General features: G+C 69.9%; 21 protein-coding genes. 6 read left to right on the top strand and 15 right to left on the bottom strand.

Annotated features, from left to right (window positions below; all coding sequences use genetic code 11):
* Positions 1-1,179: 1,179 nt before the first annotated feature.
* Entirely contained in the window at positions 1,180-1,554 is a 375-nt protein-coding gene (locus ACLQ28_RS03190) for a DUF1304 domain-containing protein (RefSeq protein ID WP_425684658.1), read from the bottom strand.
* Positions 1,555-1,801: 247 nt separating this feature from the next.
* On the opposite strand from ACLQ28_RS03190, the gene ACLQ28_RS03185 reads away from it, so the two are divergent.
* A complete protein-coding gene (locus ACLQ28_RS03185) occupies positions 1,802-2,179 on the top strand; it encodes a hypothetical protein (protein WP_425684657.1) in 378 nt (125 codons plus the stop codon).
* A 44-nt stretch (positions 2,180-2,223) separates the two neighbouring features.
* Here the strand turns inward: ACLQ28_RS03185 and ACLQ28_RS03180 are convergent, their stop codons facing one another.
* The 5 genes from ACLQ28_RS03180 to ACLQ28_RS03160 form a co-directional block, all read right to left on the bottom strand.
* Positions 2,224-2,460: a hypothetical protein gene (locus ACLQ28_RS03180; RefSeq protein ID WP_425684656.1), complete on the bottom strand. Its 237-nt coding sequence runs from the start codon at positions 2,458-2,460 to the stop codon at positions 2,224-2,226.
* A gap of 427 nt (positions 2,461-2,887) precedes the next feature.
* Positions 2,888-3,190, bottom strand: a complete 303-nt coding sequence (locus ACLQ28_RS03175; RefSeq protein ID WP_425684655.1) for a MerR family transcriptional regulator — start codon at positions 3,188-3,190, stop codon at positions 2,888-2,890.
* Positions 3,191-3,720: 530 nt separating this feature from the next.
* Positions 3,721-4,608 carry a discoidin domain-containing protein gene (locus ACLQ28_RS03170; RefSeq protein ID WP_425684654.1) on the bottom strand — a complete coding sequence of 296 codons (888 nt, stop codon included), beginning with the start codon at positions 4,606-4,608 and terminating at the stop codon, positions 3,721-3,723.
* Positions 4,609-4,619: 11 nt separating this feature from the next.
* Positions 4,620-6,221 (bottom strand): alkaline phosphatase D family protein, encoded by a 1,602-nt coding sequence (locus tag ACLQ28_RS03165; protein ID WP_425684653.1) that lies wholly within the window; start codon positions 6,219-6,221, stop codon positions 4,620-4,622.
* A gap of 216 nt (positions 6,222-6,437) precedes the next feature.
* The gene (locus ACLQ28_RS03160; protein WP_425684652.1) at positions 6,438-7,436 is read right to left on the bottom strand and encodes a hypothetical protein; all 999 of its coding nucleotides are present in this window, start codon (positions 7,434-7,436) and stop codon (positions 6,438-6,440) included.
* Positions 7,437-7,592: 156 nt separating this feature from the next.
* Here ACLQ28_RS03160 and ACLQ28_RS03155 point away from each other — a divergent pair, with 156 nt between their 5' ends.
* The 5 genes from ACLQ28_RS03155 (at position 7,593) to ACLQ28_RS03135 (ending at position 11,963) form a co-directional block, all read left to right on the top strand.
* Positions 7,593-7,982 (top strand): VOC family protein, encoded by a 390-nt coding sequence (locus tag ACLQ28_RS03155; RefSeq protein ID WP_425684651.1) that lies wholly within the window; start codon positions 7,593-7,595, stop codon positions 7,980-7,982.
* A 123-nt stretch (positions 7,983-8,105) separates the two neighbouring features.
* Positions 8,106-9,284, top strand: a complete 1,179-nt coding sequence (locus ACLQ28_RS03150; protein WP_425684650.1) for a sensor histidine kinase — start codon at positions 8,106-8,108, stop codon at positions 9,282-9,284.
* A gap of 22 nt (positions 9,285-9,306) precedes the next feature.
* Positions 9,307-10,482 (top strand): hypothetical protein, encoded by a 1,176-nt coding sequence (locus ACLQ28_RS03145; RefSeq protein ID WP_425684772.1) that lies wholly within the window; start codon positions 9,307-9,309, stop codon positions 10,480-10,482.
* Positions 10,455-11,168 (top strand): response regulator, encoded by a 714-nt coding sequence (locus tag ACLQ28_RS03140; protein WP_425684649.1) that lies wholly within the window; start codon positions 10,455-10,457, stop codon positions 11,166-11,168. Before ACLQ28_RS03145 ends, ACLQ28_RS03140 begins: the two co-directional genes overlap by 28 nt.
* Before the next feature lie 72 nt (positions 11,169-11,240).
* Positions 11,241-11,963, top strand: a complete 723-nt coding sequence (locus tag ACLQ28_RS03135) for a hypothetical protein (protein ID WP_425684648.1) — start codon at positions 11,241-11,243, stop codon at positions 11,961-11,963.
* Positions 11,964-12,032: 69 nt separating this feature from the next.
* Here the strand turns inward: ACLQ28_RS03135 and ACLQ28_RS03130 are convergent, their stop codons facing one another.
* The 9 genes from ACLQ28_RS03130 to ACLQ28_RS03090 form a co-directional block, all read right to left on the bottom strand.
* Positions 12,033-12,785, bottom strand: coding sequence for a lysophospholipid acyltransferase family protein (locus ACLQ28_RS03130; RefSeq protein WP_425684647.1), 753 nt, complete (start codon positions 12,783-12,785; stop codon positions 12,033-12,035).
* Between the two features lie 94 nt (positions 12,786-12,879).
* Entirely contained in the window at positions 12,880-14,940 is a 2,061-nt protein-coding gene (locus ACLQ28_RS03125; RefSeq protein WP_425684646.1) for a glycogen debranching N-terminal domain-containing protein, read from the bottom strand.
* Positions 14,940-15,311, bottom strand: coding sequence for an SCP2 sterol-binding domain-containing protein (locus ACLQ28_RS03120; protein WP_425684645.1), 372 nt, complete (start codon positions 15,309-15,311; stop codon positions 14,940-14,942). Before ACLQ28_RS03120 ends, ACLQ28_RS03125 begins: the two co-directional genes overlap by 1 nt.
* Positions 15,312-15,515: 204 nt before the next feature.
* Entirely contained in the window at positions 15,516-15,932 is a 417-nt protein-coding gene (locus ACLQ28_RS03115) for a CBS domain-containing protein (protein WP_425684644.1), read from the bottom strand.
* 73 nt (positions 15,933-16,005) lie between these two features.
* Positions 16,006-16,689, bottom strand: coding sequence for a TMEM175 family protein (locus tag ACLQ28_RS03110; RefSeq protein WP_425684643.1), 684 nt, complete (start codon positions 16,687-16,689; stop codon positions 16,006-16,008).
* Positions 16,690-16,828: 139 nt separating this feature from the next.
* Complete coding sequence (locus ACLQ28_RS03105) at positions 16,829-17,269, bottom strand: PPOX class F420-dependent oxidoreductase (protein WP_425684642.1); 441 nt, start codon at positions 17,267-17,269, stop codon at positions 16,829-16,831.
* A gap of 21 nt (positions 17,270-17,290) precedes the next feature.
* Complete coding sequence (locus ACLQ28_RS03100; protein WP_425684641.1) at positions 17,291-18,316, bottom strand: aspartate-semialdehyde dehydrogenase; 1,026 nt, start codon at positions 18,314-18,316, stop codon at positions 17,291-17,293.
* A 189-nt stretch (positions 18,317-18,505) separates the two neighbouring features.
* Positions 18,506-19,843, bottom strand: a complete 1,338-nt coding sequence (locus ACLQ28_RS03095) for a M16 family metallopeptidase (protein ID WP_425684640.1) — start codon at positions 19,841-19,843, stop codon at positions 18,506-18,508.
* Entirely contained in the window at positions 19,840-21,129 is a 1,290-nt protein-coding gene (locus tag ACLQ28_RS03090; RefSeq protein ID WP_425684639.1) for a M16 family metallopeptidase, read from the bottom strand. The genes ACLQ28_RS03095 and ACLQ28_RS03090 overlap by 4 nt, the downstream gene beginning before the upstream one ends.
* Positions 21,130-21,172 lie beyond the last annotated feature (43 nt).

Below are 21,172 nucleotides of genomic sequence, written 5' to 3'. Positions count from 1 at the left end.
CCTGCCGGTAACGCCGGCCCGAGGGGTCGCAGTGGCTCCGGGGTCAAGGGCCGCCCGCAGGGCCGTCGCTTCGCGACGCGAAGCACCCTTGAGGTCGGAGGGGCAACCCCGCATCCTTCATGCCGCATCACCACTCCGGCCTGCAGTGACTCGCTCCACGGCGCTGCGGTACGACGGCCGCCGCGCCGGCTGCCAAGCGTGGGTGAGCGGATCCGGCCTCACCCCCACCGCGCCGATGGCAACATAGGTTCATGCAGCGCTCCCGATCCTCGACGTACCTCTCATGGCGGAGGTTTGCTCACCACCGCGGACCTTTCCGCACTGCTCAATTCAACGCTGGTGGTTGGGCCGCCGTCGCCGGTCTATGCGCTGCCGGGGCAGGGGTCGGTCTGGTCGTGGCACCCATCAGCGGCGCCAGCACGTGGATCGCCACGCCGGCCTGCGCCGCAGCCGTGATGGCTAGCGTGGTCGCAGCAGACCGGCGCACGTGGGCAGCAATGCGGACCACCTATACCTGGACCGATGATGTTGAAGCCGTTCAGCACATGGCGCACCTACTAACGGATGCGGGCATCGCCGTCGCCGTCGAGCTGGACCGCTTCGGCCGACCGCGATTGGGATACTGCAACCGAGACGCACGCCATGTCCGCCGCGCTTTCCGCGGCGCGGGTCTCCCACTCCCGCGGAACCACTGACTCACCCACCGTCCCGCGACACTTCACCCGCTCTCAGTAACCAAGGCGCGACGCAAGATCGTCTAGCCGGACGTGTCACCCATGTCCCGAGACCGATCTGTCACGGACGTCCTGAGACCAGACAGTGCCTCGGCCCCCATGCCTGGCCTCCCAGGTCAAGTGCCAGAGAGGCTGATCGCTGAGGGTGAGCCCATTGTGAGCCCGGACACCTCCGGATCCGGCATCACGAACCGATATGGATCAACATACGAAGGGGTGTCTACCTGGACAGATAGACACCCCTAGCAACTTACGATGACGTGCTAACCCGTACAGGATTCAACTTCTAATCCCAGGGCCGCAGGTTCGAATCCTGCCGGGCGCACAGGTACTTCCTCAATGTCTCCCGGACCCCTGCTACAGCGGTGGTCGGAGCCCCGGTGGCGCAGGGATCCGTGCTGGGCGGCAGGTGGATGGCCGTGACCGGGCAGCTGGGTGATCGTAATTACGCCAGCGCTGCGATCAGCGCAATCAGCGGTGCGGTGCCTTGGATCAGGGCGCCGCGCGCCATCCGGCGGTCGGCCAGCAGCAGTACACCGGCGGCGGCAAGCATGCATGCGCAGCTGAACAGCACCAGCGTGCGGCCGACGACCTGATTGCCAGCATCGACGGAGACCACTCCGCCAATGGCACCGACAGCGAGGAACAGGTTGTACCAACCCTGGTTGAACGCCCACAGCCGTACGGCGTCCACATCGGCAGTTCGTGTCAGGAACCGCTGGTGGACCTTGGGTCGGCGAAACAGTACCGACTCCATTCCGAAGATGAAGACGTGGATGAGTCCGGCCAGTACAGCAAATACCTGCGCGATCGCGTTCACGTACGCAGTATGAGGTCTCCTCGTGGCCCTCCGTGACGCGGGTAAGTGCTTCTTGATCGCACTACGATGCCAGGACCGGTGCAGGCCGCCGCCCTCTGCCGGAGGCCATTCGTACCGCCAAGTCAGCCACATAGCTGCTTCGCAGCCTCGTCCACGGCGGCCCGCTCGACCTCTGGCAGAACGTGGGCGTAGCGCGGGCTCGTCGCCGCCTGGCTGGGCTGGGCTGGGCTGACGGCACCGGATTCCGATGAGGGTGCCGCCGGCCAAGGTCCTCGTGCAGTCCGGACGCCCCTGCGGCTACGTGCACGTCTTCCTGACTGGCAACCTTGCCGACCCGACTCACCCGCGCTGGTGCGACCGGGACGACTGCCAGCGCAGGGGTCAGCACCGCTCCCAAGCTAGCCACCTAGACACCAACAGGCCGGAGGCGTACGTCGTTGACGTGAGCTTGGTGCAAGCCCTACACCCTGCCGCTGGGCCGGTAGTGAATCTGACCAGCATGGAGGGTAACGCCGCGACCTGCCTGGTCCTGTCGCTCAGACAGACGAGGGTGTTGCGGTACCGGCTGGCCAACCTGCTCGACGCGGCCAGGCCGGCCCGCAACAACGGTGGTCGGTGGTCGTAGCCCCTACCTACACGGCATTCGAGGCCGCCCACCTTGCCTTGGCGTTACCTCAGCAGCCTGTGCAGGCTGGTTGCGACCACAAGCCCCGTCAGCACGAGGGCGACGACACCCGCAGCAGCACCCGCAGCAACGCCAGCCTGGGCGGCTACGGTCAGGAAGCTGACGCAACCAGACAGCAGGCCGACAACCAGCGATATCGCAAGAATTACCAGGTCGCGAACGGTGAGAAGGGCCGCACGACCCTCGTCGTCGCCGGGAGGTGTGGTGGAAGTATCGGACACGGTTGCTCCAGATGACGCGCTGATCTGCCTCGGACAGGAAGACCCCGCCTGCTGCAGCCCTCCGCGGTTACCGCCGCAGTGAGGACCCAGGCGGGATCTCAATGTGAAAACGAGGGCATCTCTGGATGCGTAGCGGATTTTTTGATCACAGTTCGGCTAAGCCGGCCCTTAACCGACCTTCAGCCCGAACCCGTTGCTTCTGCAACTTCCACGTCGTTGAACGTGCATAGAGGAGCGACGCTCGACAGCCTGGTCGCCGCCTCGGGCAGGAACGACCCCTTGTTACCGCAAGGGGTCGTTTGCATAAAGGCAGCTAACGATGCGCCTCAGGGTGGACGCTCTGGCGACTGCTCGACGAGAAGGCCTCGCCCTGCATCGACATGGTGGCCGCTGTCCAATGCTTCACGGCGAGGCCCGGAGGGTGTACTCAGCCCTGTTGGTAGCTCTCGTTGCGTCGGAGGGCCTCTGCGAGTTGGTCCTCAAGAATGATGATCCGGCAGGCCGCTGCCATGTCGGTGCCCTGGTCGCACATCTCCCGGGCTCGCGCGGCAAGGCGTAGCTGATAGCGGGAGTAGCGGCGGTGCCCGCCACCGGAGCGCTGCGGGTCGATCAGCTTCGCGTCGCCGAGCCGGCGCAGAAAGTCCTGCGAGCAGCCGAGGATCTCGGCGGCGCGGCCCATCGTGTAGGCGGGGTAGTCCTCGTCGTCGAGCATGTCGCCGGATTGGGTCATCGAACCTCCATCACGAGGGCCCCGGTGCTCGAAAGCACCGGGGCCCAAGGGTTGTGGGTCAGGAACACCATCTACCGACAGAACGTCGGCTTCTCTTGTCCGCACCGGCCGTCATTGACGGCATCGGGTGCGAGGATCGCATATGCGTGACCGGAGACCACCTCTCGTTCGATGGAAACTGCGGTGTCCGCGTCTAGCCCACCAATGCGGCTGACAGCGGGCGATCCAACGGTGTAGGCCCTCCCTTGCCTCTGATTTCCTCTGCCGTACTTCGTGCTGCCCGTCGGTGTCCGAGCCCCACGCGACTTCCTGGCCCTAACACGTACGACGAACTTCGGGTGCAGCCCTGAACCAGCCTCGGCCCCACCCGCTGCCACTCCGGCAAGTTTCTGCCGCCAAACCTTCGCCCTCGTGCGGGGCGGCCACGTCAGCGTCTTTGTTTGCTCCGTTTTCGACCCCAGGAACGTTAGCCGGAGACGGAGAAGAAATCTAGCGCTTCGCCCATAGATTTTCTCTGAGGACGTACGACGTCAGGAGGCGTACGCCTCGAGTTCCACCACCCGCGAGTAGCCGGCGGTCTCGTTGCTGGTCAGCGTGACGATCCGGAACGCGGTCGCGGTCACCGGTGTGAAGGTCGAGCTGACCTGACCGGCGACGTTGCCGCGCACCTGGGCAACGGTCTGCCAGTCCTCGCCGACCCGCACCTGGACGTCCCAGTCGCGCAGGCCGTACTTCGCGGCCGGGTACTTGGTGGAGTCGAGCGTGTAGACCTCGACCCGGCCGATCTTCTCGGGCTGGTCGAACGTCACCTGGAGCCAGTCGGGGAAGGCGCCCTTGTTCGCGTCGTTCCAGCCGGTCGTGGTCGCCCAGTGGTTCGAGTCGCGGTCGCCGTCCACCGCACCGCACGCCGGGTACGTGGGCAGGTTCTCCGAGGATGCCGTGACCGGCACGTACCTGGCGAGGTTGCCGGTGGTGTCGACAGGTCCCGGTGCGACCTGCACCGGCACCGACAGCCGACGCTCACCGGACCGGACGGTGATCGTGTATCGGCCGGGGGCGGTGCCCCGGGGTGCGGTGACCGTGATCGGCACCTTGAGTGTGTAGCCGGCGGGCAGGTAGCTGGAGACCAGGTTCCTGGACAGCGTCAGCGGCGCCTTCACCTCGAGGAACGCGTCGGCGTAGACGTCCGCGCGTCCGGTGTTGCCGAACTGGAGCTGGAAACCCTGGTTCGCGCAGGGAATCGGGTTGACCTCGACGAGGCTGACGTCGGAGGCGAGGCTCAGCCGGGTCGGGTCGGGTCGGCCGGCGACCGCGGGGGCCGTGCCGCCGATCGCCACCAGGGCGATGACGGCACCGGCGACGGCGGCCTTTCGGCCACGGGACAGGTTGGCGAGCCGGCGCCAGAGAGTACGTGTCATGGCTTTACCTCTCATGCCGGGTTCAGGCCGGGGTTGCCGGCCTCGACGGTGAACGAACTGATGGTCTGGACGGGCGCGCCGTTACGGTCGACGTACGGCACCGCCCGGTAGTCGGCCCGCAGCTCACGTTCGGTGAGCCGGACCCTGAGGTAGCCGCGCCGCTCGTTGACGAGCTTCAGGTGCGGGTTGCTGTCGATGAACTTCTGCCCGTTCGCGGAGACCTCGGTGCCGTTGCCGCCGCTGCTGATCGACGTCCCCACCAACTCGACGCCGTACGTCTGCGAGGCCGGGTCAGCGAAGTCGCGTTTCATGTCCAGCGCGTACGCGGCGTGCACGTCGCCGGTGAGCACGACCGGGTTGCGTCCCCGCAGCATGGCGAGCCCGTCGAGGGTGACCTTCTGCTCGGCGGCGTAGCCGTCCCAGGCGTCCATGTTGTATAGGTCGCCGGCCGTCGGGTCCTGGTCCATCCGGCTCATGATCACCTGGTTGGCGAGCAGGTTCCAGGTCGCGTGGGAGGTGCGTACGCCGTCCAGCAGCCAGCGTTGCTGCTGTGCTCCGGCGAGGGCACGGGCTGGGTCGCGCCGCTCCTCGGAGTCGACCTTCCAGCCGTCGGCCGATGCCTGGTCGGCGCGGTACTGGCGGGTGTCGAGCACGTTCAGCTCGGCCAGCCGCCCGAAGGTGAACCGGCGGTAGAGCATGTAGTTGGGTCCCTGCGGGGCCGGTGAGCGCAGCGGCATGTGCTCCCAGTAGGCCCGGTAGGCGCTGGCCCTGCGGACCAGGAAGTCCTCGACCGGGGCGTTGGTCCTGGAGGTCAGGCCCGCGTAGTTGTCCTGCACCTCGTGGTCGTCCCAGGTGGGAATCCACGGTGCCGCCTGGTGCGCTGCGCGCAGGTCGGGGTCGGACTTGTAGAGCGCGTACTGGAGGCGGTAACGGTCGAGCGTGTCGGCCTCGGTGCGGAACTGGCTCGGCACCGGCTCGGCGAGATTGCGCAGCCCGCCGGAGGCGGAGATGCCGTACTCGTAGATGTAGTCACCGAGGAACACCACCGCGTCGACGTCCTCGGCGGCGATGTGCTGGTGGGCCGTGAAGTAGCCGTCCGTGTAGGCCTGGCAGGAGGCGACGGCGAAGGTGAGGTGGTCGACCCGCTGGCCGGGTGCCGGGGTGGTCCGGGTACGACCGACCGGGCTGATGTACCGGTCGACCTTGAAGCGGTACCAGTACTGCCGGCTCGGCTGTAGGCCGCGCACGTCGACGTGCACGCTGTAGCTGTACTCGGGTCGCGCGGTCGCGCGTCCGGAGCGAACGATCCGCCGGAACCGCTCGTCGGTGGCTACCTGCCACTCCACCTCGACCGCGTGGTACGGCATGCCGCCCAACGGCTCGTACGGTCGGGGCGCCAACCGGGTCCAGATCACCACTGCCTCAGGCAGCGGGTCGCCGGAGGCGATGCCAAGGGTGAACGGGTCGTCGTGGAGCTTGTCGGTGGCGGCTGCGGCGCTCGACCCACCGGGCAGGTTGGTGGCGAAGGCGAGCGCCGTGGCGGCACCGGTGACGGTCAGGAACCGCCGCCGCGCCAGACGTGCGGCCGGTCTGGGGTCTTCCACTGGGATCACGCGCAGGGTTCCTCTCGAAGGGACACGATTTGTCCTGCAGTCGTTGATCATTAAGTGGTAGCCAGATGACGGGCGGATGGCGGCCCGTTGAGCACGGTGTGGACCGAGGCCGACATCCACTCACCAGGGCGAGGCAGCGCAGAGCCACACTGCCGTCGAGGTGATTTTGAACTCCGCCTGTGGGAGTTGGGTCAGGCGCGCAGCCGGTCAGCCGGCTCAGACGGGTCCCAGCAGCGCGGCCAGAGCGTCGTCGCCCTGGCCGAGCTGAGCCCCGCCGGTCGGTGGGACGACCAGGAAACGTCGGCAGCCGTCGAGTTCGACGTAGCGGTCGGAACCTGCGCCGTCCAGTGGGCGCAACACCGCGAAGCGGGAGGCCGGGGTGGCACAGTCGGCCACCGCTCGGCGGTTGGCCAACGCACGGAGCACGCCCGCCTGCCGCTCGGCTGGGAGCGGTCCGCCGTACACGAAATCACCCGCCGGTTTGCCGCCGCCCTGCTCGGACGCGGGCACCTGGTAGACGCAGAGGCGCATCGGCCCGGCGGCCGGAGACGTGGCCGGTCCGGGCGGCGCGGGGCGCCTGTTCGTGGTTTCCACCCACACCATGTCCGCCCACCGTTGCGCGCATCCCGCGGCCTCGGCCGCCGGGGATTCGACCTGCCCGACGGTACGGGCGTCCACCGTGGTCCACCGCGACCCGTCCAGTGCGGCCATGACCTCCGGGCGCGGTTTGCCGCAGGAGGTCGTCGGCAGGTACGGGCGCAGCCAGCGCCCCCGGTGATCGAGCAGGGCCAGCCAGGGCGGGACGAGCATGTCGAGTGTGCAGAGGTTCTCGCCGTGCGCCTGTTGGTTCGGCAGGCGCAGCGCGGCGAGCAGCGGTGCGATCTCCTCGGCGCGTCGCTCCGTGGCGACCTGCTCCCGGCCTCCGTTGGGGCCCGGCCGGATCTGCCGCCCGCAGATCACTGCGGCGACCGGGCTGAACGCGGGGTCGATGCGCCCGATCCTCGGCTCGGGCGCGGCGGGTGTCGGCGTCTGCGTGTGCGGCACCGACAACACCGCGCCGGCCTGTGGTGCCGCCTTGGCGCAGGAGGTCCACGTCTCGACGATCTCGGCCGGGCCGGGCTCGTCCGCCCCGCCCGGCCCGATGGTCGTGCCACCGCAGCCACTCAGCGCTGCGCCGAGCAGCGCCACCGCCAATACCGTTCGACCCGAGCGCATCCGGCTCACCACCTCTCCACCCGAAGATGGGACGGACGGCGAGCACTCCCGGTTCCGGCGCGGCAACCGGAACGACGACGGATGGGCCGCGTGCCGCGGGCGACCAGCGCCGACGCCGCCGGGTAGGCCCGAAGCGCCCGCCGGCAGAATGGCCGAATGGCACATCTGGGACTTGTCGCACTGCTGGTCAGGGAGTACGACGAGGCGATCGACTTCTACGTCGGCGGCCTCGGTTTCGAGTTGCTGGAGGACACCCCCCGACCGGATGGTTCACGCTGGGTGGTCATCCGCCCAGCGGGTGCCCGGGAGACGGCGTTGCTGCTGGCCCGGGCGAGCACCCCGGAGCAGCGTGCCCGGGTCGGCGACCAGACCGGCGGTCGGGTCGGGTTCTTCCTCTACACCGAGGATTTCGCCCGGGACCACGCCCGGATGGTGGCGGCCGGGGTGCGTTTCCTGGAGGAGCCGCGGCACGAGGCGTACGGCTCGGTCGCGGTCTTCGCCGACCTCTACGGCAATCGGTGGGATCTGCTCCAACCTGCGGCCTAACGTGACGATTTTGCGACACATCGCGCAGAACGGGTGATCACCGGCGACCTAGCGTGTTATTCTCCAACGTCGATCTATGCCGCGCGGACCCGGACCGGGTCGTTGTCGGAAGGACACTTCCCGATGCCGGCCGTTGCCACCCCAGCCGTGCCGCCGCCCACCCTGGACAATCCGGCTGGCGGCGCGTTAGGCCTCATCTTCACCACGTTGCCGGCGTTGCTGCGGCTGACCTGCGGCGTGGTCGGCGGGGCGGTGGCCCTGTCGGTGCAGGCACCGCCGGTCGAGCCAGCCGTGTTGCTGCCCGGTGTGGCGGCGTTGACCGGCTGGTCGCTCTGGTACGCGTACCAGGCGTGGCGTCATGGCATCAACTCGGCCCTGGTCGCCGGTGACGTCGCGGTCACCGCGGTGGCCTGCCTGCTCATCCCCGTGTTGGTGGCACCCGGGGTGCTGCCCGGCGAGGGCAGTTGGATCGCCGTGCTGGCCAGCACCACGGTGATCAACGCGCAGGCCACCGCCCCGACGCGCTGGTCGATCCCGGCCGGGCTGCTCGTCATCGCCGCGTACGTGACGGGCGCCCAAGCTGCCGGCAATTCCACCGAGGCTCGGGCGCACGCGGCCACGCTGCTGGTGCAGACCGCCTGCACGGCGATGATGGCGACGGTGATGCGCCGCCGGATCGGCCGCGCGGACCGCTCGTTCGTCGAGCATCAGCGGCTGACCCGAGAGGCGTTGGTCGCGCGGGCCGCCCGTGACGCCGAACGCCAGCAGAACCGCGACCTGCACGACACGGTCCTCGGCACGCTCACCATGGTGGGGCTCGGCGCGGTGGCCGGGCCTTCGGCCGCATTCCGCGAGCGAAGTGCAACCGACCTGCGTACCCTCGTCGCGCTCACCAACGTCGGCCCGGTGGCCGGCGACGGCCCGGTGCCGCTGGGCGGGCGGTTACGGGCGGTGACAGGCCGGCTGCCTGAGCTTTCGGCGCACCTGGACCTGGCTCCGTGCGCGGTCCCCGCTGGGGTGGCCGACGCGATCAGTGAGAGCACCTACGCCGCGCTGTCCAATGTGGTACGCCACGCACCGGGCGCGCGGGTCACTCTGCGGCTGAGCCGGGACGCGATCGGCGTCGTGGTCGAGGTCGCCGACGACGGCCCCGGCTTCGACCCGGCAACCGTCCCACCCCACCGGTACGGGTTGCGCGAGTCGATTCGTGGCCGGATGGCGGCGGTCGGTGGGCGGGCCGACGTGCAATCGGCAGCCGGCGCTGGCACCCGGATCCGCCTGGAGTGGCCCGGTGTCGGCTGACCTGGGCGCCCCGGCGCACCCGATCAGCGGCCCGGAGGCACCGGAGGGGACCCGCGTGCCCGCCCCCCGGGAGCCGGTGTCCACGGCGGGGCTCACCGCACCTGCTGCCGTGGCGCACGCGTCCGACCGAGGTGCCCGGATCGCCGCAGTAGCCATCGCACTGGCCTGGCACGTCGCGATCGGGCTGCCGGCGGTGCTGGCCGCCCGCGCGGAGCTCGCCGCGCCGGCGGTGGTGCTCGGCGCCTGGATACTGGTCGCGGTGGCCGGCGCGGTGGCCGGAGTGCGGTTGCTGCTCGGCTCGCCGCTGCCGCCGTGGCCGCTGGCCGGCCTGCTGCTCGCCGTCGACGTGGCCGTCTTCGTCGCGGTCGGCGAACGGCAGTTGTTCACCGCCGCCAACTGGGTGTGGGGCACACTCGGTTGGTTCTTCGTGCTGGCGCTGTGGGGCCGGCGGGTCGTGGGGCTGATCGCGCTGCTGAGCACGCACGCGATGATCGCGCTACTCGCCGTGCTCGGGCATGGCCCCGACTCGGCCGACATGGCCCGCTACGTGATGTACGTCTACGGCACGTTCTCGCTTCCGGTGGCGGTGTTCGTGGGTAGCGCGACGATCGTGAGCCTGGCCCGGGAGCGGGCCGCCGTCTCGGCCGCCGGCCATGCGATGGCCGCCGAGCGGGATGCCGCCGAGCGTGCCCTCCGGGAACGCCGGGACCGGCTCACTCTGGTCAGCTCGGCTGCCGGGCGGGTGCTCGGGGAGCTGGCCGCCGGCCAGGCCGACCCGAACGACCCGGAGGTGCAGCGCCGGTGCATGCTGGCCGCTGCCCGGCTGCGTCGACTGATCGCCGAGTCCGACGACGTGCCCGACCCACTGCTGCACGAGTTGCGGGCAGCCGCCGACCTGGCCGAACGCAACGGTCTGCCGATCGACCTGGTCACCGTCGGCACCCCGCCGCCGCTGCCGGTGGAGATCCGACGCCGGCTGGCCGACCCGCTCAACGGCATCCTCGCCGACGCCCGGGGCTGGGCCCGACTGACCGTGGTCTCCGGCCCGAACGAGGTGGTGGTCAGCCTCGTCACGCCGGACCGGGAGGGGCCGGAGGCCACCGGCCCGCCAGCCGGGAAGCGCGACGACGGGCAGGTAGAGCACCTCTACGAACGGGACGGAAGCATCAGATGGGCGCAGACCCAGTGGCGGCGGTAACCGGCGACCGGCCGATTGGGGTCGCGATCGTCGACGACCACCCGGTGGTGGTCGACGGTGTTCGCGCCTGGCTCGCCACCGAGCCACGGCTGACCGTACTGGCCACCGGGGACGACCCGGACGAGGTGCTGCGAGCGGCCCCCGACGCCGACGTCGTCCTGCTCGACCTGCGGTTGCACGGGCGGATGGCGCTGGACAAGTTGGCCGAGCTGAGCGCCGCCGGGCGGCGGGTGGTGGTCTACTCGGAGCACACCGACCCGCAGACCATGCTCGCCGCACTGGACGCCGGGGCGGTGGCGTTCCTGGCCAAGCACGAAGGCCGGGAGCACTGCGTGGCGACCGTGCTGGCCGCCGCGAGCGACCGCCCGTACGTGCCGCCCGCGCTGGCCGGGGCGATGGTCGGCGACCCACGGCCGGACCGGCCGATGCTCTCCGACAAGGAGCGTGAGGCGCTGCTGCTCTGGTTCCAGTCGATGTCCAAGGCGTCGGTGGCCCGCCGGATGCAGATCAGCGAGCACACGGTGAAGCAGTACGTCGACCGTGCGCGGATCAAGTACACCCGGGCGGGGCGGCCAGCCGCCACAAAGGCGGCATTACTCGCCCGCGCGATCGAGGACGGCCTCGTACGCCCGGAGGAGATCGGCATCTACCGGTCACAGGCGACGCACGACCGGCCGACCCCCTAACGGGCGTCATGACAGCCGCTTCCCGATCCGCCAGGCTTCACACCACAGCCAGCTGACCGGGAGGTCGTGACGATGCACGCCGACGCGTCCCCCTTCTTCATCGCTCCCCACCGATTCGATGCCCCCGACGACGATGTGGGGCCGGCCCTGGATCGCCGCTACAACCTGCGTCCGTTGCACGGCGAGCGGGTGCTCGGGCGGCATCGGCTGCTGGTCGCGGGTTACCTGCTCGGGCCGACGGAGGCGTGGCGCGGCTGGTGGTTGCCCGGGCCGGTCTCGGTGACCGTCACCGACCAGCGGATCTGCTGGGTGGGCAGCGGCTCGCAAATCTCTCTGGTCGTCGACGACAGGCCCCGGGTCCGGCCGCCCGCCCGCCTCAACGGTTTGATGAGCGGGCAGATCCGCTGGCAGTGGCCGTCCCGGTTGGAGCTGCCGGCAACCGAGCAGGACGCCCCGGCGCAGTTGCTGATCGTCTGCGACGCCTTGCGCACCATTCAGCAGCCCGCGTTGGCCCTGGGCGGGCCTCCCGGTGAGGTCGCGGCGCTGGGTCGGCAGGTGCGCCAGGCGGTGGCCATGTTCCGGCTCACCCACCCTCAGCTGGTCGACCTCTCGGCGCAGGAACGCGACGTACTGCTGCTGCGAGCCGGCCCCAGCCTGCTCGCCGGGGACACCCGGGTCACGCTGCCCGGCTCGCTGCCGGTGGAGTTCCACTCCCGGGACGACTACTACCGCTCGGGGCCGGAGCCGACCCCGTGGAGCGGGCTCGCAGGCGGCGCAGCATCCGGGCATCGGTGAAGCCGACGGTCCGGGCGGCGGCTTCAGACACCATCGTGCCCGGTGCGGAACGATCCGGCCAACTCGGCGTCAGGCGCTGGGGAGGCGGTGCTCGTCGGACGCGTCCAGAGCGGCGGCCTCCTCCGGCGTGGGCGCGCTGCCGCCCAGGTGCGCGGGCAGCCACCAGGTGTCGTCCGGGCCGGCCGGCGCGTCCGGGTACTCCCGCTGGGCCCGGTCGACGAGCGCGCTGAGCCGGGTGTTCAGCTCGGCGTCGAGCAGATTCGGGTCCGGGAAATCCGCCGGGTTGATCGGCTCACCGATCAGGACGGTGATCGGCGTGTGCCGGCGGGTGAGCGTGCGCGGGCGGCCCTTGGTCCAGAGCCGCTGGGTGCCCCACAGCGCGACCGGCAACACCGGCACCTTCGCCGAGCGGGCCATCCGGATGGTGCCGCTCTTGAGTTCCTTGACGGTGAACGACTGGCTGATCGTCGCCTCGGGGAAGACGCCGACGACCTCGCCGCGCTTGAGCGCGGCCACGGCGGCGCGGAACGAGGCCGCGCCGGCCTGCCGGTCCACCGGGATGTGCCGCATCCCCCGCATCAGCGGCCCGGAGATCTTGTGCGTGAAGACCGACTGCTTGGCCATGAAGCGGACCAGCCGGCCCGACGCGTTCGCGCCCAGCCCAGCGAAGATGAAGTCGAGGTAGCTGACGTGGTTGCTGGCCAGCACCGCCCCGCCGGTGCGGGGAACGTGGTGGGCGCCCTCGATGTTGATCTTCAGGTCCAGAAGACGGAACAGCGTCTTGGCGGTGGCGATAACGGGCGGGTACACAAGCTCCGGCATCCGCAGAATCTACCCCGCCCGGCTGGAGCTCGGCTGGGTGGCGACCGGCGGTGGCGCGGGCTGCGCACCACCGCCGGTTTCGCGGTCGATTCGGTCAGTCGGCGAGGTTGTCCAGGTCCAGTCGACCCCGGGCGAAGGCGTCCATCCGACCCCAGCGACCCGGGATGTCCAGCACCTCGATGCGACCCATCCCGACCGGTAGCCGTGGCTCGACCGCCAGGTGACCCTCGTGCGGCTCCAGACCCAGCATGGTGCGAAGCAGCAGCAACGGCGTACCGGTCGACCAGGCCTGCGGGCTGCACGCCGTCGGATACTCCACCGGGAACTTGGTGAGCTCGCGCGGATAGCCGCCGAACGCCTCCGGCAACCGGCCGTCGAAGTACGTGGCCGCGTCCAGGATGCCGCTGGCGATGGTTGCGGCCTCCTCGGGGAAACCGTAGCGGCGCAGACCCCAGGCGATGAACGAGTTGTCGAACGGCCAGATCGTGCCGTTGTGGTAGCCGATCGGGTTGTACCGGGCCTCCCCCTCGGCGAGCGTCCGCACACCCCAGCCGGAGAAGAGCCGAGGCCCCACCAGGTGCCGGGCGATCTTCTCCGCCCGCTCGGGTTCGACGATCCCACTCCACAGCAGGTGGCCGATGTTGGAGCTGAGGATGTCGCACTGGCGGCCGTCCGGATCCAGGGCCAGGGCATAGAACTCGCCGTCGGCCACCCACCAGTCCCGGTTGAACCGCTCCTTCAGTTCTGCCGCCTCCCGCTCCAACTGGTCGGCGAACTCCGGGTCGCCCCAGAACTCACGGGCCATCCGGGCCGCGCGGACCTTCGCGTCGTACGCGTACCCCTGCACCTCGCAGGTTGCCCGCGGGAACGGCGGCAGCGTTCCGTCGGAGTAGGAGATCGAGTCCCAGGAGTCCTTCCAACACTGGTTTTCCAGACCGGTGTCGGTATTGCGCCGCTCGTACCAGATGTAGCCGTTGCCGATCAGGTCGGCGTAGTTGTCGATCCACCTCAGGGCCGCGCGCGACTCCTGCTCCAACTCCTTGACCAGCGCGACGTCCCCGGTCCACCGCTCGTACTCGTCGAGCAGCACGACGAACAGCGGCGTCGCGTCCACCGAGCCGTAGTACGGCGAGTGCGGTTGCTCCTCGAAGGCCGCCGTTTCGCCGTACCGCATCTCGTGCAGGATCCGCCCCGGGTCCTCGTCCCGGAAGTCGTCGAACCGACTGCCCTGCAGTGACGCGAGGATGCGCAGCGTCGTCTTCGACAACTGCGGGGTGAACGGCAGCGTCTGCAGGCAGGTGAGGATGCTGTCCCGACCGAACATGGTCATGAACCAGGGCAGACCGGCCGCCGGCAGGGTTGCGCCGCCCAGCGACAGGGGCGAGAAGCGCAGCGCCGCCAGGTCGATCAGGCTGCGCCGGTAGGTGCTGGCCACCCGGCCGTGCTGACTGTTGACCTTGGGCGCGTCCGCGATCCATTGCTCCAGGTCGTGCTGGAGGGCAAGCCGCTCGTTGCCGTGCACCCGCAGTCCGAAGCGCAGATCCCGACCGCCGGGCCCGACCGCCTGCGTCTGGACGTCGATCGCGGTTTCCCACTGCTCGTTGGGTTCCAGGTGGACGGTGTACGCGAAACCCTTGTTGTCGTACCGGGCCGCCATCGACGATGAGATGACCGTCTCCCGCTGGAAGTTGCCCCGGCGATAGCCCAACCGCAGGCGGTCCGGCTCGACCTCGGTGTAGATCTCGCCCTTCTTGTTGAGGATCTCGTCCTTGACCTGGAACAGGTCGGCGAAGTCCGACGCCGCGTCCATCCGGATTTCCAGATCGACCGGCTTCTCGTCATGGTTGAGAATCGTGAGTTGCTCCCGGAAGCTGCCGCCCACCGCGCGCTCTCGGATGATCGACAACTTCGCGTCCACGTAGTGCGTCGCCATCCCCGGGACGAGGAAGAACCGCGACTCGAAGTACTGCAAGTCGTCGTAGGAGAGCGAGTTGAGCCGCTCACCGTTGATGGTCAGCACCCAGGTCGACAGAAAACGGGTGTCGATGGAGAAGAGCCCCGTCGGCTCGCTCGGAGTCGCCTCGATGTCGCCGGTGTCCTCGCAGACGACGAACGTGTTGCCGTCCAGGATCCGGACCGTGTTGCTCTGCCCCATCAGTACACCTCCCCCGCGAAGCGCCGACGAGGCCCCCGGGCGTCCGGGGAACTCGGGAAGATCCGCTCGACCTGCACCACCAGCCGGGCGTCACCGGTCACCGTCATGTCCCCGCGCAACAGCGCAGCCAGGCCGTGCTCCCGGCCCGAGGCGATGTCGTCGAAGAGAAGAGGGCTCGCGCCGATCACCGTGTCGGCCTCCCGGTCCTCCTGACTCACGTTCAGCTGACCGCGGTCGATCCTCAGCAGCCAGTGCCGGGTCTGCGCCCCCTCGTGCAGGTCGATACGCAGTGTCCCGGAGGTCTTCGCCAGCAGGGGTTCGTACCCCCGCCGGTCCAGATCCTCGAAGAACCTCGTGGTCGCGTCCACCATCGGGTCCACTCCTCCCAGTTGCCGGGCCCGGGATCCCACTACCGCGCTCGCGTCGCGCGGACGGCCGGCGTTGCACGTCCCCGCACGGGTCCCCGCCGCTCCCCCGGTCAACCTCGCCCGGATCGGGTGAGTGGCGACCTGGCCCGGACACCGCAGCGCCGGCTCTCCCGCATCGGGGAGAGCCGGCGCGCCTACGGCGGACGGTCAGTTGTTCGGGTCGTCGGCGCTGATGTCCGCCAGCACCGACTGCGGTTCGCGCTCAACCGCGAGGTCACCCATCGACACCAGGCCGACAAGGCGCCCGTCGTCGATCACCGGGAGCCGGCGTACGGCGTACGTACGCATCAGGTCCGCGGCGGCCACCACGTCGTCGTACTGACTCACCGTGATCACGTCGCGGGTGGTGATCTGGCTCAGCCGGGTCGAGCCCGGATCCATGTTCTCCGCGACACCTCGGACCGTGATATCCCGGTCCGTGACGATGCCGACCACGCTGTCGCCGTCGGTCACCACCACATCACCAATCGCGCTGTCACGCATTTCCTGCGCGGCTGCGATGAGCGTCTCGTTGCCGTCCATCGTCACCAACCGGGTCGTCATGAACTCTCCGACCGTTGTCATGGTGCTCCCCTCTCGGTGTCGGCACGGCCTGTCTACCCGCCGCTCCGGAGGGGGTAACGCCGACCACCGGTGGCTATCCGTGGGGGTGCCGCAGGCGCCGCAGCTCGTACAGGCCACTGCTGGTCAGGGAGTAGAAGATCGGCAGGACCAGGAAGATCGCCAGGGCGAACAGCGGGTTGACCAGGTATCCGACGAGAATCGCCAGCGCGTACCCCAGGACACCGGCTGCGGCCCGCGCCCGTTCGGTGGGGAAGAACCCGCCCGGCACGGTCTCGTCCAGCAGATCGTGATTTCGGGCCAGATAGTGGTACAGCCCCAGCCAGGTCGCCGAAAGCAGCCCGCCGACCAGGCCATAGAGGAGCACGCCGGCCCGCTGGTCTGCCTGGTCACCCTCCCGCATGGCCCGCGAGAGGACCGAGGTGGCGAACGGCAACAGCGCGGTGCTGAACAGCACCGCGAGGTTGTACCACTGGAGGCCCTTGCCGCTGCTGGTGACCCGGTTGAAGGCGGACCGGTGGTTCAGCCAGGTGACCGCCACGAACACGTACGACGTGACGTAGGCGAGGTACGCCGGCCACTGCTCGACAAGTGCGTGCAGCAGCCGACCGCGTTCGACCTGAGGTGGCTGGAGGTCGAGCACCAGCAGCGTGATGATGATGGCGAAGACACCGTCGCTGAACGACAGCAGGCGGGAGGTTTCCCGTCGCAGCGCCGGGCCGCCGGGTGGAGCCTCGTCGCTGGTCCTGTCGACGCCCATCCACCCCTCCCCCGACGTTCGTTCCGTGACGGCACGGGAGGGCGGTATACCCGTCGGCGGGCGCGACACCCGCCTGCGGGCACAGCGCCCCGGCTGAGCTGCCTACCGCGGCGGATGACGACGGGCGAGGGCGAGCGGGTCAGCCCCGGGGCGGTATGCCGTAGATCCGCTCCACGTGCAGACGCAGCACCAGCCGCCCCTCGTCGACCATGGCCTGGCGGTACTCGTCCCAGTCGGGGTGTTCGCCACTCACCGCCCGGTAGAGGACCACGAGCTCCTCGACGGTCTCGTCACCGGGTTCGGCAGCCGGTGTGGTCAGCTCGGCGCGACCCTCGACCACCGCGTACGCCCAGCCGTCATCGCTGGCGACGTGGAAGCTGGCCCGCGGGTCGCGGCGCAGGTTGGCCGTCTTGGCCCGGCCGTCGGTGACCGACACGCGGATCAGACCCGCGTCCGGATCGAAGGAGTAGACCACGGTGGAGAGCTGTGGCCGCCCGTCACGCTTGATGGTCGCGAGGACGCCCATCGAACGCTTGGCCACCAGATCCGTCAACGCCTGCTGGGTACGGTCATCCGGCACGTTTTCCTCCAGGTGGGACGGTCAGCGACGCTCGGCAGCAACCAGCTCGGCGAGTTGCACCGCGTTCAGCGCGGCACCCTTGCGCAGGTTGTCGTTGGAGCAGAACAGGGCCAACCCGTACTCCACGGTCTCGTCGGCGCGGATCCGTCCGACGTAGGTCGGGTCCTGCCCGGCGGCCTGCAACGGCGTCGGCACGGCGGTCAGTGCCACTCCGGGCGCGTCGGCCAGCAGCTCGTGGGCGTGTTGCGGGGTGATCGGTCGGGCGAACCGGGCGTTGATCTGCAGCGAGTGGCCGGTGAAGACCGGCACCCGGACGCAGGTGGCGGAGACCAACAGGTCGGGGATCTCCAGGATCTTGCGGCTCTCGTTGCGGAGCTTCTGTTCCTCGTCGGTCTCGAACGAGCCGTCGTCGACGATCGAACCGGCCAACGGGAGGACGTTGAAGGCAACAGGCTCGGCGAACGAGCGCGGCGCGGGGAACTCCACGGCCGACCCGTCGAAGGCCAGCCCGGCGGCGTGCTCGGCGACCTTGCGCACCTGCTCGTCCAGCTCGGCGACGCCGGCCAGCCCCGCACCGGAGACCGCCTGGTACGTCGAGACGACCAGGCCGACCAGGCCAGCCTCGGCGTGCAGCGGGCGCAGCACCGGCATCGCGGCCATCGTGGTGCAGTTGGGGTTGGCGATGATGCCCTTCGGGCGGTCGAGGGCCGCGTGCGGGTTGACCTCGGCGACCACCAGCGGCACCTGCGGGTCCATCCGGAACGCGGAAGAGTTGTCGATCACCACGGCGCCGGATTCGGCGACCCGGGGGGCCAGCTCCCGTGAGGTGCCCTTACCGGCCGAGAAGAGCACGATGTCCAGGCCGGAATAGTCCGCGGTCGCGGCGTCCTCGACGGTCACCTCGCCGTCGCGCCACGGGAGCGTGCGCCCGGCGGACCGCGCCGAGGCGAACAACCGCACCTGCTCCGCCGGGAACTCCCGCTCCGCCAGCACCTGCCGCATCACGCCACCGACCTGGCCGGTGGCCCCCACAATGCCGATCCTCATGCCCGCGAGGCTACCCAGCCCACCCCCACGAACGGCAGCCCTTTCCCATCCCCCGGGTCCCGCATCACACCCCCACCCCCACCCCCACCCCCACCCCCACCGGATGCGGTGATCAAGAGAAATGCGTCAGAACTCGCGCCCCGATTGACGCAAACCTCTTGATCAACAGCCGGGTGGGGTGGGGTGGGGTTAGGGGATTAGGTCTCCTAGGGCGGCTGCGTTTAGTTCGTCGCGGAGTATTGCGGCATCGCCCTCGATTACCAGGGTCAGCGCGTTCGGGTGCAGGTGGGTGGCCGCTGCCGCGGAGACCTGGTCCACGTCGGCGGCGAGCAGCGACTCACGCAACCGAGCGTGGTAGTCGTCCGGTAGGTCGTGCACCACCAGCGTGGTCAGCGCGGAAGCGATCGCCCGAGGGCTCTGCAACTCGACCGAGAGCTGCCCGGCCCGCCAGGACCGGGCCACCTCCAGCTCGTCCTCGGTCACCCCGCCGGCCTGGGTACGGGTGATCTCACCCACCGCCTCGATCAGGGCCGGCACGGTGACCGCGGTCTGCACGGCCGAGTTGACCGCGAACCGGCCGAACCGCCGGGACGAGGCGAAATCACCCCGAACGCCGTAGGTGTAGCCGTGCACCTCGCGGAGCAGGTGGTTGAGCCGGGAGGTGAACGCCCCGCCGAGCACCGTGCCGGCGAGCGTCATCGGTACGTGATCGGGGTGCGCCCGGTGTGGCGACGGGTGGCCCAGCCGCAGCGTGGACTGCACCGAGCCGGGCCGGTCCACAAGGATGATCCGCCGGTCGGCGTGCAGCGGCACCTCGATCGGGCCGCCGCGCTCGGCCGGGCCGCCACCGGTGCCGGCGAACGCCGCGGCGGCCAGGGCGTCCAGGTCGATCCGGTCCAGGTCGCCGGCGACGATCAGGGTGCCGGGGCGCAGGAACCACTCGGAGTGGAAGACCGTCACGTCCTCCACGTCCAACCCGGCGACCGACTCCGGGTCGCCGTACATCGGGCGCCCCCAGCGGTTCTGGGCACCGAACAGGTCCGCGCGCAACGCGGCGTCGGCACGAGGACCCGGGTTGGCCCAGTCCATCCGCAGCGCGGTCGCCTCGTCGTCGCGGACCCGGCGCACGTCGGCCGGGTCCAGCCTGGGCGTCCGGACCGCCTCGGCGAGCAGTTCCACGGCCGCGCTGAGCCGGTCCACCGGGATCACCACGCTGGCCTGGAACGAGTCCCAGTCCAACCCGGTCATCAACGCGGTGCCGAGCCCTTCGACGGCGAGCGCGTACGCGGCGGCGTCCCGCTGCGCGGTCCCCTCCTCCAACGCCTTGGCCAGCACGCCGGACAGGCCCTCCTTGCCGAGCGGCTCCCGACCCGCGCCCACGTCGAGCAGCAGCAGAGCCACGGCGAGGTTCTGCCCCGGCAGATGCGCGGCGACGACCTGACCGCCGGCCACGGCGCGGCGAACCACCGGCGGGAACCGGTACGGGCGGGCGGCGCCCGGGCCGGGACGGTCGGCGATCAGCGTCATGAGGTCTCCTCGGGCAGGTAGGACAGGATCACCCGGTCGGTGGCGAGCACCTCGGCGGCAGCCTCGGCGATCTGCTCGGCGGTGACCGCGAGCAGGGCCGGCAACTGGTCCGCGACGCGGGCCGGGTCGCCGAACTGCGTGGTGTACCGGCCGAGCAGGTCCGCGCGGCCGTCCACGGTGGACAGCTGACGCCACCACCCGGTGCTGAGCAACGCCTTGGCCCGATCCAACTCCGCTGCGGTGACCGGCACGGTGGCCAACTCGTCGACGACCTCGGCCAGCCCTTCGGCCAGCCGCTCGGCGCTCACGCCGGGGCGGGCGGTGGCGGTGGCGATCAGCGGTGCTGGGGCGTGCGCGAGGTCCACCCCGTACGCCCCGACCAGGTCCGGCTGTGCGATCCGTTCACCGTCGGCGAGCCGCTGGTAGAGCCGGCTGCCCCGACCGCTGCCGAGGACGGCGGCGAGGACGGTGATCACGTTGTAGCCCGGGGTGCCGAACGGGTAGCTGCGGTGAGCGATGTACACCCGCGGTGCCGGCACGTCGGCGCTGACCGACTCGACGGCCGTCTGCCCGGTCGCCGGGACGCTGCGGCCGTCCGGTGCCGCAGGGATGTCCTCGCGCGGGGGCAGCGCGCCGAAGTACTTGTCGGCCAGCGCGAACACGTCGGAGGCGGTGGCGTCGCCGACAACGGTGAGCACCGCGTTGTTGGGTGCGTAGTAGGTCTGGTGGAACGCCTGGAAGGTGCCGAGGGCGGCGGCGTTCAGGTCGGCCATCGAGCCGATCGTCGCGTGATGGTACGGGTGCCCCGGCGGGTAGAGCAGGGGCAACATGCGCAGCCAGGCGTCCCCGTACGGAACGTTCTCGTAGCGTTGCCGGCGCTCGTTCTTGACCACGTCCCGTTGGTTGTCGAGCGTCTCCTGCGTGAGCGCGGGGACCAGGCCACCCATCCGGTCGGCCTCCAACCAGAGCGCCAGCTCCAGATGCTCGGCTGGGACGGTCTCGAAGTAGTTGGTCCGGTCCGGATTGGTGGTGGCGTTCAACGAGCCACCGGAGCCCTGGATCAGCTTCATGTGCTCGGTCTTCGCCACGTTCACCGAGCCCTCGAACATCAGATGCTCGAAGAGGTGGGCGAAGCCGGTCTGCCCGGCCGGCTCGTGCCGGGAGCCGACGTCGTACCAGAGGTTGACGGCAACGGCCGGCGCGGTGCGGTCTTCACTCACCACCACGCGCAGGCCGTTGTCCAGTCGGGACGTCTCGATGGGCCAGGGGTAACCGCTGTCGGGCATGACCCGACGCTATCTGATCTCGCGGGCGGAAAGGTGACGTGCG

The organism is Micromonospora sp. DT201 (assembly GCF_049841575.1).
Lineage (GTDB): Bacteria > Actinomycetota > Actinomycetes > Mycobacteriales > Micromonosporaceae > Micromonospora.
Note: the sequence above shows the minus strand (reverse complement) of the source record. Positions and strands in the feature narration are given on the sequence as shown.